The 11,681-nt window shown below is 68.8% G+C and carries 10 protein-coding genes; 6 read left to right on the top strand and 4 right to left on the bottom strand.

Translation table 11 applies throughout. The features are described 5' to 3' along the window. The first annotated feature begins 36 nt into the window (after positions 1 to 36). Genes BVG12_RS22745 through BVG12_RS22760 form a run of 4 tightly spaced genes read left to right on the top strand, consistent with a single transcriptional unit; the run spans position 37 to position 2,261 of the window. Positions 37 to 1,035, top strand: a complete 999-nt coding sequence (locus BVG12_RS22745) for a quinone oxidoreductase family protein (protein ID WP_075794383.1) — start codon at positions 37 to 39, stop codon at positions 1,033 to 1,035. A 57-nt stretch (positions 1,036 to 1,092) separates the two neighbouring features. Beyond that, complete coding sequence (locus BVG12_RS22750) at positions 1,093 to 1,416, top strand: ArsR/SmtB family transcription factor (RefSeq protein WP_075794384.1); 324 nt, start codon at positions 1,093 to 1,095, stop codon at positions 1,414 to 1,416. Continuing rightward, positions 1,413 to 1,826 carry an SRPBCC family protein gene (locus BVG12_RS22755; RefSeq protein WP_075794385.1) on the top strand — a complete coding sequence of 138 codons (414 nt, stop codon included), beginning with the start codon at positions 1,413 to 1,415 and terminating at the stop codon, positions 1,824 to 1,826. Before BVG12_RS22750 ends, BVG12_RS22755 begins: the two co-directional genes overlap by 4 nt. Before the next feature lie 15 nt (positions 1,827 to 1,841). After that, positions 1,842 to 2,261 (top strand): DUF1801 domain-containing protein, encoded by a 420-nt coding sequence (locus tag BVG12_RS22760; RefSeq protein ID WP_075794386.1) that lies wholly within the window; start codon positions 1,842 to 1,844, stop codon positions 2,259 to 2,261. 72 nt (positions 2,262 to 2,333) lie between these two features. Here the strand turns inward: BVG12_RS22760 and BVG12_RS22765 are convergent, their stop codons facing one another. Continuing rightward, entirely contained in the window at positions 2,334 to 6,809 is a 4,476-nt protein-coding gene (locus BVG12_RS22765) for a translocation/assembly module TamB domain-containing protein (RefSeq protein WP_075794387.1), read from the bottom strand. Further along, positions 6,809 to 8,698 carry an autotransporter assembly complex protein TamA gene (locus BVG12_RS22770; RefSeq protein ID WP_083685320.1) on the bottom strand — a complete coding sequence of 630 codons (1,890 nt, stop codon included), beginning with the start codon at positions 8,696 to 8,698 and terminating at the stop codon, positions 6,809 to 6,811. The genes BVG12_RS22765 and BVG12_RS22770 overlap by 1 nt, the downstream gene beginning before the upstream one ends. A 93-nt stretch (positions 8,699 to 8,791) precedes the next feature. Here BVG12_RS22770 and queC point away from each other — a divergent pair, with 93 nt between their 5' ends. Both queC and BVG12_RS22780 read left to right on the top strand, forming a co-directional pair. Further along, positions 8,792 to 9,499: a 7-cyano-7-deazaguanine synthase QueC gene (gene queC / locus BVG12_RS22775; protein ID WP_075794389.1), complete on the top strand. Its 708-nt coding sequence runs from the start codon at positions 8,792 to 8,794 to the stop codon at positions 9,497 to 9,499. A 98-nt stretch (positions 9,500 to 9,597) separates the two neighbouring features. Continuing rightward, complete coding sequence (locus tag BVG12_RS22780; RefSeq protein WP_075794390.1) at positions 9,598 to 10,341, top strand: metallophosphoesterase family protein; 744 nt, start codon at positions 9,598 to 9,600, stop codon at positions 10,339 to 10,341. Here BVG12_RS22780 and BVG12_RS22785 read toward each other — a convergent pair. Further along, positions 10,338 to 10,709, bottom strand: coding sequence for a hypothetical protein (locus BVG12_RS22785; protein WP_075794391.1), 372 nt, complete (start codon positions 10,707 to 10,709; stop codon positions 10,338 to 10,340). The two genes, BVG12_RS22780 and BVG12_RS22785, sit on opposite strands and share 4 nt — an antisense overlap. A gap of 161 nt (positions 10,710 to 10,870) precedes the next feature. Then, positions 10,871 to 11,587 carry a FadR/GntR family transcriptional regulator gene (locus tag BVG12_RS22790; protein ID WP_075794392.1) on the bottom strand — a complete coding sequence of 239 codons (717 nt, stop codon included), beginning with the start codon at positions 11,585 to 11,587 and terminating at the stop codon, positions 10,871 to 10,873. Positions 11,588 to 11,681: the final 94 nt, after the last annotated feature.

Genomic DNA, 11,681 nt, shown 5'->3' on the forward strand with positions numbered 1-11,681 from the left:
CAATCTACCATGGGGCCTCTCACATCAGGAGGTTATATGGATGAATTGATCGAACACGTGCGCATCCACCGCCAGGGCGGGGCGGAGGAATTGGAAGTCGAGCGGATCGCGCTCGCGCCGCCGGCTGCCGGTGAAGTGCGCGTGCGCCAGCTGGCGGTCGGTGTGAACTTCCTCGACGTGTACCACCGCAGCGGGCTGTATCCGCTGGCGCAGCTGCCGTTCACGCCCGGCGTCGAAGCCGCCGGCGTCGTCGAGGCGCTCGGTTCCGGCGTCACCGGATTCAGCGTCGGTCAACGCGTCGCGTACACGGGGTTGATGGGCGCCTACGCGGCGGTGCGCAACGTGCCGGCCGAGCGCCTCGTCGTCGTACCGGACGGCGTCGATCCGGATGCCGTCGCGGGTGCGTTGCTGCGCGGGATCACGGCGCACATGCTGTTCGCGCACGTGCGCCAGCTCCGTCCCGGCGACACCGTCCTCGTGCATGCCGCGGCCGGCGGTCTCGGCCTCGTGCTGACCCAGTGGGCGCGGGCGCTGGGCGCGCGTGTCATCGGCACCGTCGGCAACCGCGACAAGGCGGCGCTCGCGCTGGCGCACGGCGCCGAACGTGTCGTGCTGTACCGCGAGGAGGATTTCGTGGCGGCCGCGCGCGACTTCGGCGGCGGCCGCGGCGTCGACCATGCCATCGACGGCATCGGCGGCGCGACCCTGCTGCGCACCTTCGACGCCGTGCGCCCGTACGGCATGGCGGCCAGCGTCGGCCAGGCCGGCGGCAGCATCGAGCCGGTCGATCTGATGCAGATCGGAAAGTCGCGCGCGATCGCATTCTCGCGCCCGAGCGTGATGCAGTTCATGACGGAGCCCGCGCTGTACCGAGAGGGCGCGCAAGCCACGCTGGCGCGGCTGGCGGCCGGGCTGCGTGTGCCGGTCGGGCTGGCCCTGCCGCTGGGACGCGCGGCCGAGGCGCATGCCGCGATGGAAACAGGGCGGACCGCCGGCGCCGTGCTGCTGCGGCCGGATCATCAAAAAAGCGCTTGACCGACTCATAACCAGATGGTTATGATTAAACCCATAGCCAACTGGTTATAAGTAGCCATGACAGACGCCCACGATATTCTTTTCCGGACACTCGGCGACCCGACGCGGCGCGCCATTTTCGAATCGCTGTGCCGCAACGGCGAGCAGACGGTCGGGGCCCTCACGGCCGGGGCCGGCATCTCGCAGCCGGCCGTGTCCAAGCATCTGGGCCTGCTGAAACAGGCGGGGCTCGTGCGCGACCGGCATGAAGGACGCCAGACGCATTACGCCGCACGGCTCGACGCGCTGGCGCCGTTGACCGATTGGACGAATCAAATGGCCCGGTTCTGGGAGAGCCGGTTCGATGACCTGGAAGACCTGTTAACAAGGATGGACCAATGAACGATACCTCGCTCCAAACGCGCACGGTCACCGTCGAACGCGAGTTTGCTCACCCGCCGGAAAAGATCTGGCGCGCACTGACCCAGCCGCACCTGATCGAGGCATGGCTGATGAAGAACGATTTCGTGCCTGCCCTGAACCACCGTTTCAAGCTCAGCGCCGACTGGGGTTCCGTCGATTGCGAGGTCCTGGAAATCGAGCCGAACCGTTCCCTGTCGTACACGTGGGCCGCGATGGGCCTCGACAGCGTCGTCACCTGGACCCTGACCCCGACGGGCGCGGGCACGCACCTCAAGGTCGAACAGACGGGCTTCCAGCCCGGCCAGGACGCGGCCTACAATGGCGCGAAGTATGGCTGGAACAAATTCACCACCGCCCTCGACGAGGTGCTGGCGAAGCTCGGCGACTAAGCCCAAGGAGAAGACATGAAGCAGGAGAATGCGTCCGCGGACCTGCCGGCGTCCGCACTGATCGACCGCCGCATCGCCGACCTGGGCGGCTGGCGCGGCGAGACGCTGGCCCGGGTCCGCGCACTCATCAAGGAAGCGGTGCCCGACGTCGTGGAAGAGTGGAAGTGGATGGGCACGCCCGTGTGGAACAGCCAGGGCATCATCTGCACGGGCGAATCGTACAAGTCGCACGTCAAGCTGACCTTCCTCAAAGGTGCGTCGCTGGACGATCCTGCCGGCCTGTTCAACTCCAGCCTGGACGGCAACGCGCGCCGCGCCATCGATATCCATGAAGGCGAGCAACTCGACGCCACCGCGTTCCGTGCGCTCATCCGCGCGGCGGCGGCGCTCAACGCGGCCGCCAAAGCGAAGCCCAAGCGCGCGAAAGTTGCCTAAAACCGGGGTTAGAGCCCGGTTTTTGGAAATGTCGCGCTAGATATTGCCAAAATTTGGGCTCTGACCCCGGTTTCAATCAAATGCCCAGGAGTACAGCACGTCCAGCGCCGTATTCGTGCCGGTCTGCAGCTGCAGCGTGATGCGCGGGTTGATCTTGTAGCGCACCCGCACGACGCTCGATGCGGTCGCGGCGCCCTGTTCGAAGCTCAGGTACAGGCGCGACGAGATGCGCTTGCCGACCGTGACCACCGTGTTTTCCAGTCCCGACGCCTGGCCCGCGCCCTGGCGCACGCCCAGTTCGTCCAGGCCCAGCGAGTTCGCCAGCTTGCTTGTGATACCGCCCGTGCCGCCTTTGCCGCCCAGCAGGGCGCCGGCGGCGGCGCTCAGCACGTCGGCCTCGTTGCCCGTCGTCGCTTCCATGCCGTGGCCCAGCACGAGCCAGGACAGCTTGTCGCTGTCGGACACGTTCGGCGTCGACACGAGTTTCGCCGTCGGCGACAGCGCCGTGCCGCGCACCTGCACGCCCGCTTCGACATTGGTCTCGCTCAGCTGATCGCCGTCGGGACGCTTGCGCACCGCGAGGATGTCCAGCGACGGATTGTCGTACGGGCCGCTGAACGTGATCACGCCGCGCTCGATCGTGAGGCGCTGGCCGTACGCGGCATACGTGCCGCTGGCGGTGCTCACGGTGCCGTTGATGCGCGGCGGCCGGTCGCCCACTTTCAGCAGGTGGACGCTGCCGGCCAGGTAGGCGTCGGCGCCCATGCCGCGCAGGTGGAAGTCATCGCCCAGGTCGGCTGTCAGGTCGATCGTCAGCGGCACCGCCGCCTGCTTCTTCGCCGTCGTCGGCGCCGCCGTGCCGCGGCCCAGCACGATCACGTCGTCCGAGATCGTGGGCCGGTCTTGCGGCGCCAGTTCGACGAGCGCGCGGTCGGCCTTGAAATTGCCATCGACCCGGAACTGGCGCGCGTCGCGCACGACGCTGGCCTGGCCGCTCAGGACAACCGTGCGGTCGGGGCGCGACAGGGCTTCCAGCTTGTCCGCGACCAGTTTCAGATTCATCGTCGCCTCCCCGCCGGCAAACCGGACGAAGCCGTCCGCGGTCGCGCGCCCGCTGTTGCCTTCCAGGGTCAGGCGCTGCAATTGCAACTGGTCGCCGGCGAGCAGGGCGCGCAGCTGGCCGTTGCGCAGGCGGACGCCCTGGTCCGGCCAGCGCACGGCGAGGCCGTCGCCGTCGATGCTGCCGGAAAGTAGCGGTGCGCCGACGGTGCCCGTGCCGTTGATGGCGAGGCGCAGCGCGCCGTCCACTTCCAGGCCCGGCTGGCCGAGCAGCGGCGACACCCACGCGAGCGATGCGAGGTTCGCGCTGGACGCCAGCTTGAGCGGGCTGTCGTTGTCGACGCGGCCTTGCAGCAGCTGGGCGGTGGCGTCCACGCGGGCGTTGCCGACGCGCGCGCCGTCCACGGCGAGCTGCGTGCGCAGCGCGCCGCCGGCGACGTCCGCGCGCAGGTCGAGCTGGCGCAGGCCCAGCGCGATCGGCGTGATGTCGCCCGCGATCAAGTCTCCCTTTTCGCGGAACACGTGCACGTTGCCGGCCAGCTGGGGCACGGCGCCGGGCGCGCTGGGCGCACGCAGATCGATGGCCCATTGCGCGCCGAGGGTCAGGTCGCCGCGCACGTTCTGGCGCATGGCGTCCGACGACTGCGCGAGATAGCTGACCGGCACGCCGCTGGCGCTGCCGCGCGTGTTCCAGCGCGGCCCGATCTTGGCCAGCGAGTCGATCGTGACGGAACCGGCCGGCAGCCGGATCGTCGCGCCGTTGAACGCGATCTGCTCCGGTTTCATGAGCCCCGCGAGGCCCGAGCCGGGCGCGCCCGCGATGTGCAGCGGCGTCGGCGCGGCCAAGGTCATGGCGTAGCGGCCGCTGTTTTTCAACGAATCGACCGTGCCGTTCCACGCATTGCCGCTCAAGCCGCCGTGCACGGCCAGCGCGGCGTCGAACGTGTCGCCGCGCGCGGCAGCTAGAATCGTGTGCGCGCCGCGCGTGCCCGTCGACGTCAGGCGCGCCGAGGCGATCTTCGTTTCGCTGACGTTGCCCTGCTTGTCGGTCGCCGTGCTCGCGTAATCCGTGACCGACACGTCCAGCGCGATCGGATCGGCGGCGCCGCGGCCCGAGCCGAGATTCGCGGTGGCCGTCAAAGCACGCACCGACTGCGTGCCCATCGCGCGGATGTTCTGGCCTTGGACGCTTGCCGTCAGCGATGGCGTGTCCATCGTGCCGGACAGCGTGCCGGACCCGCGCAGCGCGCCGCCGAAGTCCGGGCCGAGCGCCGCCAGTTGCGGCGCGTCGATGCGCCAGTTCAGCGTATCGCGCCCGCTGCCGAACGCGCCGCTGGCGGCGACGACGTTGCCGCCCAGGTGCAGGTCGACGTCCGCATTCGACACGCGGCGTTTATCGGCGGCGAGCTTCGCATGGCCCCACAGCGGCGATTTCGACAAGGTGGAATCCTGCAGCGCCAGGTCGACGGCGCCCCCCATGTTCGCGCCCGTGCGGCCGCTCGCCGTAAAACCGCCGTTGATGCTGCCGGCCAGCGGCGAGCCGAAGGCGGCGGGGTTCAGGCGCTGCATGTCGCCTTGCGCCTTGACCTCGACGACGCGCGCGCCGGGGCTGCCGGCCAGCCACGCTTCGCCGCTCGCGTGCACGGACCCGTTGTCATTTTTCCGTTCGCGCGGCACCCAGCCGAGGTTGCGCGCATCGACGTCGAACGTCGTGCGCGGCGCCTGCATCGTGCCGGTGACGACGCCGCTCGCGAGCACGGCGCCATACAGGTCGCCGCGCAGGGCGGACAGCTGTTTGCCGTCGACCTTCCACGCGAGCTGCTCGCCCGGCTTGCCGAACGCGCCGCGCAGGTCGACGGTGTTCTGGCCCAGCGCCAGGGTGGCATCGACGTCGTGCACGTGCGTGGCGTCCGCATCGAGCTTGCCGTGGCCGGACAGCGGCTGATCGAACAGCCGGCTCGGATGCACGGCGAAATCGGCCGCGACGTTCCACTGCGGCGCCAGCGCGCCGGCCGCGTTGATCTCGGCATTGATGTCGGCCTTGGGGAACGCGCCGAAATCGGCCGGGTTGAAGCGGCCGACGACAGCGTTCGCCTTGAACGGCTTGTGGTCCTTGAGGCTTGCGCTGCCCGTCGCGCGCACGCTGCTCTTGCCCGCGAACAGGCGCGCGTCGCGCACGGTCAGCACATTGTCGGCCAGCGCGGCCTGCGCGGCGAGGCGCAGGCCGGCGTCCGCCAGGTTGACGTCCAGCGTCTGCGTGTCCTTCGTGTTCGCGACCTTGACATCGCCGGCGATCTTCGTCGGCTTCATGCTGCCGTGCACCTGGTGCAGGTCGAAGCGGTCCGTGTGCAGCGCGAATTCCGCCGTGCCGAGCCCCTTTTCGTCCGGACCGCGCTGCACGCTGCCGTTGCCCGTGAAGCGGCCGGCGGCGCCCACGTCGATCAGCACGTCGGTGATGCGCATGGCCGAGAGGTTGCCGCCTAGCTGGCCGCGCATCGCGCGCAGCGGCAGGCGTTGCTGGTCGAGCGTGCCGACGGCGCCGTCGTTCGTCAGGTCGACGGTGCCGGCGATGTTGCGGTTCGGGTCCAGGCGCACCGATACCGCCAGGTTCAGGTCGGCGCTCGGCAGGGAAGGGCTGAAGAAGCCCGGGTCGATGTCGTGCGCATCGAGCGTAAAGGTTTGCAGCGGGATGTCCGCGAACGGCGACATGACGATCTGCGCCTTGCCCTGCGCGCGCGCGGCCTGGCCGACGGCGTCGACGACGGTTTTTTGCAGGTCGCCGCCCGCATGCAGTTTCAGCTGCGCGCCGAGGCTCGGCGGCGTGGCGGTCTGCGCCGGTGCCGCCGGCTGCGATGGCGTCAGGCTCGCGTCCGCATCGAGCTTATACGGCAGCGTGTTGGCAATGCTGCCCTTGGCCGCCACCTGGCCCCACGGCGTATTGGCGGACGCGTAGTCGAGCTGCCACTGCGCCTTGTCGCCGTGCAGGCGCGCGCGGATGTCGTCGATTTCCGTCGCCGCGCCCTTGTTCACGAAGATGGCTTTCGCCAGGCGCGCGTCCTCCACGGCCACCTTGAACGGCGGCGCGAGGCGCGTGGGCATCGTGGTCGGCTCCTCCGATTTCTTGAGCGCCTCCACGCGCAGCACGCGCGCATGGAGCTTGTCGATCTCGACGCCGCGCGACAGGTATTGCCAGGGCTTCCAGTCGATGTCGATGTCGTCGGCCGTCGTCACGGACGTCTCGGTGCGGAACACGACGTGGCCGATGTGCATGTGGCCGTACAGCGATCCCGTGACGCCGGACAGCGCCAATTTCCCCCCGCTCGCGCCCGCGACGCGCTGCGCGATCATCTGCAGGGTGGTCTCGCGGCCCAGATACCAGACGGCGCCGCCCAGCACGACGCCGACGACGACCACGCCGATGCCGACGCGGCGCGGCCAGCGGCGGCGCACTGGTGTCGGGGTTTCCGGCGTTTGCTTGTCGGCTTCCATCAGAACGTGAATCCCAGTGAGAAGTGCAGGCGGACTTTATGCACCGCCTTGCCGTACGCGACGTCGACGTTGATCGGTCCGACGGGGCTGCGCCAGCGCGCGCCGACGCCGTAGCCGACCTTCGGTTTCAGGTCGTGGAAATTGTCGCCCGCATTGCCGACGTCGTAGAACACGGCCGCGCCCCACGGCGGCTTGAACCAGTAATCGTATTCGGCGCTGCCGGTGAGCAGGTAGCGGCCGCCCGTGATGGCGGAACCGACCGGCACGCCCAGCTGCTGGTAACCGTAGCCGCGCACGGACTGGTCGCCGCCGGCGCGGAACAGGAACGTCGACGGCACGCCGCCCTTGTCCTTCGAGCCGACGGCGCCGAATTCGCCGCGCACGATCAGGGTGCCGGCGTCGCCGATGGGTTTGTAGCCGAGGGCGCGCGTGTACAGGCGCACGAATTTCTCGTCCGTCAGCACGGGCAGGAAGGCGCCGCCGATCTGCGCGTTGACGATGTAGCCGCGCGACGGCTGCACGAGGCTGTCCAGGTGGCGCTTCGTGATCGAGAACGTCAGCGGCACGCTTTTCACGCGCGTCGTCGGCAGCTCGTCGATGGTCACCTGTTCGGTCAGCGCTTCCAGGGTCAGCGTCTTTTCCAGCAGCGGCGAGCCCCACGCGCGCTTGGCGTGGACGCTCGTCGTGCGCGTGATCTGGCCGTTGGCGTCGAGGCGGTCGTAGCCGGCGCCGAAACTGTTGTTGTAGCCGCCCGTCGTCGTCGGCAGATAGAACTCGGCCTTCGCGGCCTGGTGCTTTTGCTCGTACAGCACATTGCTCTTCATGCGCTTGCCGAACACGCTCAGGTCGTCGTACTCGGCCTGCGCGCGGGCGCCGGTGTTGGTCGAGTAACCGAGACCGAGCGCCACGTTCTTGCGCTTGTTCTCCGTGACGCGCACAAGTACGGGCAACGTCGCGGGCGGCGCCGGCGGCTGCTGTGTCGCGCCCTCGTTTTCCTTGAGGCCCGCTACCTGCGACGCGACCACGGACGCCATGTCGGCGCTCACTTCCACGCTGGCGAAGTAGCCGGTGTCCTGCAGGCGGCCCTGCAGCGCCTGCAGCGCGGCCTCGTTGTATTCGTCGCCGGGACGGATCGTGTTCAGGTTCGTGATCACGCTGGCCGGATAGCGTTTCAAACCCTGGATCTCGAGGCCGCCGAAGTGCGCGTCCGGACCGCTGTCGACGACGACCTTGAGCAGGGCGCGGTGCGTGTCCGGATCGACGGTGGCGCTGGAGTCGAGCAGCTGCGCGCGCGGGAAGCGCGTCTGCGCCACCTGGCGCACGAGGCCGCGCTTGGCCGCCTCCCAGTCGGCGGTGCGGAAGCGCGCGCCGACGGGCAGGGTCCAGCGGTTGCGCAGCGCGGCCGCGTCGATCGGGGCGCTGCCCTTGTCGAACGGGACGAAGCCGCGCAGTTCGATGTCGACGTCGCCCACGATGACGGGATCGCCCGGCGCGACGTCGATGAGCACCAGCGGCTTGCTGCCCGACGTGTCGAGGTCGGCGGACACCGTCGGGCTGTAGTAGCCCTCGGTGGCGATCAGGGTCTTGATCTGCTCGGGCGCCGCGCGCACGAGGCGCAGCAGTTGTTCGCGGTCGAGGCGCGCGTTGCCGCGCCAGCGCATCAGGTCGAGGTTATGCTCCAGCAGCTCGCGCAGGTGGCGCGGGGCGTCGATGCGGACGTCGTAGTCGATGGCGCGGGACGGCGCTTCCGGAGGCGGCGGCACCGGCTGTTCCTGCGCGGCCGCGACCGGAGCGAGGCATAGCGCGTTCACGGCCAGCACGATTTGTGCCAAAATTCGTGATCGCGCCGGCACCGTCGCCGTGCATGGGTCGGGTCGTGCGGAAATCATGTCGCTCCATTCGTCATATGCGGCCACATCTTAACTGATTGTCAAATGTGGTGGCGGACGACTCGGCCCGCTAATTACCTCAGGAAATTCAACATGCACAACCCCGATACCGCGCTCGTCCTGTTCAGCGGCGGCCAAGATTCCACCACCTGCCTGGCCTGGGCGCTGCAACGCTACGAGCGGGTCGAGACCATCGGTTTCGACTACGGCCAGCGCCACGCGATCGAGCTGGACGTGCGCGCGCCCGTGCTCGCGAAGATGCGCGCGCTGTCCGCCACGTGGGACCAGCGCCTGGGCGAGGATCACCTGATCGACCTGTCGCTGATCGCGCGCATTTCCGACACGGCGCTCACCAGCAACGTCGAGATCGCGATGCAGGCCAACGGCTTGCCGAACACCTTCGTCCCCGGCCGCAACCTGCTGTTCATGACGGTGGCGGCGACGGTCGCGTACCGCCGCGGCCTGACCGTGCTCGTGGGGGGCATGTGCGAGACCGATTTCTCCGGCTACCCGGATTGCCGCGACGACACGATGAAGGCGCTGCAGGTCGCGCTGAACCTGGGCATGGCCACGCGCCTGAAAGTCGAGACGCCGCTGATGTGGATCGACAAGAAGCAGACGTGGCAGCTGGCGGAGCAGTGCGGCGGCGAGGCGCTCGTCGACCTGATCCGCTTCGAGACCCACACCTGCTATCTGGGCGAACGGGGCGCGCCGCACGCCTGGGGCCACGGCTGCGGCAAGTGCCCCGCCTGCGAGCTGCGCGCGCGCGGCTACGAGCAATACGCCAAGGAGCGCGCGTAGGGTGGGCGGCTGCATACGCTGCCGATGAATAACCGCACCGCGTGCGCCGCCCACGCGGTGATACGCGCCCTTTGCGCCGTCGAATCCCGGAACCGAACATGCGCCTCGCCCTGCTGACCGACCTGCACGCGAACCGCGAAGCCGTCGAGGCCTGCCTCGCGCACGCGCAGCGCCAGCACGTCGACCAGTACGCGTTCACGGGCGACTTCGTCGGCTACGGCGCCGATCCGGCCTGGGTCGTGCGCACGGTGATGGACTACGTGGCGCGCGGCGCCGTGGCGGTGCAAGGCAACCACGACTACGCGGTCACGCGGCCGCTGCGCCCGCAGATGCACGCGGAGGCGCGCGAGGTCATCGCCTGGACCGGCGGCCAGCTGGGTGCCGATCAACTGGCCTTCCTGGCCGCGCTGCCCCTCACGCAACAACACGGCAACGCCTGTTTCGTGCATGCCAGCGCGTACGCGCCCGAGCAGTGGGAATACGTCACGGACCTCGGCGCGGCCGAGCGCAGCATCCGCGCCAGCGGCAGCCGCATCGTGTTTTCCGGCCACGTGCATGCACCGGCGCTGTACCGCCGCGCCGACGATGGCCGCATGGGGCGGCACGTGCCGGCGGCGGGAGAATCCATCGCGCTGCAGCCGCAGCACCAGTATCTCGTGCTGCCCGGCGCCGTGGGCCAGCCGCGCGACCAGAACAACGCGGCGTGCTATGCGGTGTTCGACGATGCGGCCCGCGAGATCCAGTATTTCCGGGTGCCGTACGATCACGGCGCGGCCGCGCGCAAGGTCATCGCGGCCGGGCTGCCGATCGTGTTCGCGATGCGGCTGGTCGAAGGGATTTAAACCGCCTGCTGCATGATGCGCTGCTTGCGCGAGCGGCTCACGAAGAACCACACGATCGCGAGGGGCACCAGCAGCGGCAGCAGCAGCGGCGAGATCATGAGGGCGAGCACGCAGGCGCCCACGGCCAGGCCGCCGATGCACAGGATGCCCACGCCGGCGAACACCACCGCGAGCACGGCGCCCACGAACAGCATGATCACGCCGGCCAGCAGCATGCCGCCGCCCGCGAAGACCGTCGCCAGCACGGCGCCCAGCGGGCCGCCGAAATCGTCGTCGCCGATGCTGACGACGCTGTCGCCGAACGTGAAGACGTTCCAGACGAGCAGGGCGAACAGGAACAGGATGATGATGGCGGCGGTCTTTTTCATGATGGGTCCTTTGGGATCGTTGATCGGGTCATGTCGTTGTCGGCATGGTCGTACTGTATCTGTACGTCCCGACGGGGCCCATCGGACTGCGACAGGCTGCACAATTCGAGGGCCGGAGGGTTGCTTGTGGCGACGAACGGTGCTGGCCCAACCAGTGTCCGCTACTCCTCTTCGGCATCGAACCGGCTGCGCACGTAATCGATGTGCGTCTGCATCGCCGTGCGTGCTTCTTCGGGCCGGCGGGCGCAGATCGCGTCGCAGATCGTGCGGTGCTGCAGCGACAGGATTTCCGACACCGACTGGTTCAGCTCGCGCAAGCCGTCGACGTTGCGGATGATGTGCTCGCGCATCATCTTCGTGATGCTGCTGTGCAGGTGCAGGAACATGCTGTTGCGCGAAGCCTGGGCGATCGCCTCGTGCAGCTCGACGTCGATGCGTGATTCGCCGGCGTGGTTGCCCTCCCGCCGCGCCTGGTCGAGCCGCGCCATCACGCCGCGGATGCGCTCGAGATCCTCGTCCGTGCCGCGCAAGGCGGCGAAGTAGGCGGTGGCGCCTTCCAGCACCCGCCGGAATTCCAGGATGTCTTCGCGCCGCGCCGGGCTGTCGGCAATGAGCTGACCCCACGGCGACGCCGCGCCCGTGCGCAACTGGTCCGACACGAAGACCCCGCTGCGCGGCCGGATGTGCACGAGCCCGCGCGCCCCCAGCTGCTGGATCGCTTCGCGCACCGTGTTGCGCGACACCGCATAACGCTCCGCCAGTTCGCGCTCCGACGGCAGCTTCGAGTTCGCCGGAAAACTGCCATCGAGCAAGGCCTCTTCCAGCTTGCGTGTGACCGAGTTGACCCGCCCCCCGGGCTGCCTGCTCCATGTGACCACGTGCTTCTCCTTCTCTGGCCCAACCAGTTTGTCATGCATACAGAATACTGGAAATATCTGTCGACCAAAAGAAAAAGACAACGAACTCTGGAGG

This window comes from Massilia putida (genome assembly GCF_001941825.1).
GTDB classification, from domain to species: Bacteria; Pseudomonadota; Gammaproteobacteria; order Burkholderiales; family Burkholderiaceae_D; genus Telluria; species Telluria putida.

What these genes read in the sequence shown, in the direction of transcription:
- BVG12_RS22745 (WP_075794383.1), top strand. Translation starts at nt 37, where the DNA reads ATGGATGAATTGATCGAACACGTGCGCATCCACCGCCAGGGCGGGGCG.
- BVG12_RS22750 (WP_075794384.1), top strand. Translation starts at nt 1,093, where the DNA reads ATGACAGACGCCCACGATATTCTTTTCCGGACACTCGGCGACCCGACG.
- BVG12_RS22755 (WP_075794385.1), top strand. Translation starts at nt 1,413, where the DNA reads ATGAACGATACCTCGCTCCAAACGCGCACGGTCACCGTCGAACGCGAG.
- BVG12_RS22760 (WP_075794386.1), top strand. Translation starts at nt 1,842, where the DNA reads ATGAAGCAGGAGAATGCGTCCGCGGACCTGCCGGCGTCCGCACTGATC.
- BVG12_RS22765 (WP_075794387.1), bottom strand. Translation starts at nt 6,809, where the DNA reads ATGGAAGCCGACAAGCAAACGCCGGAAACCCCGACACCAGTGCGCCGC.
- BVG12_RS22770 (WP_083685320.1), bottom strand. Translation starts at nt 8,698, where the DNA reads ATGATTTCCGCACGACCCGACCCATGCACGGCGACGGTGCCGGCGCGA.
- queC (WP_075794389.1), top strand. Translation starts at nt 8,792, where the DNA reads ATGCACAACCCCGATACCGCGCTCGTCCTGTTCAGCGGCGGCCAAGAT.
- BVG12_RS22780 (WP_075794390.1), top strand. Translation starts at nt 9,598, where the DNA reads ATGCGCCTCGCCCTGCTGACCGACCTGCACGCGAACCGCGAAGCCGTC.
- BVG12_RS22785 (WP_075794391.1), bottom strand. Translation starts at nt 10,709, where the DNA reads ATGAAAAAGACCGCCGCCATCATCATCCTGTTCCTGTTCGCCCTGCTC.